Source organism: Vibrio marinisediminis, from assembly GCF_014050145.1.
Taxonomy (GTDB): domain Bacteria; phylum Pseudomonadota; class Gammaproteobacteria; order Enterobacterales; family Vibrionaceae; genus Vibrio; species Vibrio marinisediminis.
In genome coordinates this window covers 1-228 of the sequence record NZ_JACFYF010000415.1, presented here as the reverse complement: position 1 = coordinate 228, position 228 = coordinate 1, and the positions used below count along the sequence as shown (strand labels likewise).

The window sequence follows — 228 nt, the reverse complement described above, 5'->3', positions numbered from 1 at the left end:
GAACGCTGTCGATCACGGGGGCCGCGGCGCGGGCGGGCGGCTCCAGGTCGTTGCGCTGGGTGGCGAGCCATCGGGCGCAATCGGTCGGCGTTGCAAAGCCGGGCAGGTCGGCGGGCATGGGCGGATTTTCCTTTTGACGCAGGCCCCTGAACACGGCCGGGGTCGGCACGTCCACGCCAGGGTTGACCAGCACCGCGGGCAGCGGCGGCAGGCCCGCCACGGGGGTGA

1 protein-coding gene is annotated in these 228 nt (G+C 73.7%); it reads right to left on the bottom strand.

Features of this window, described 5'->3' with window-relative positions; translation table 11 throughout:
* Positions 1-228: hypothetical protein (locus tag H2O73_RS24485; protein WP_220457801.1), on the bottom strand; the 228-nt coding region annotated here is incomplete at both ends.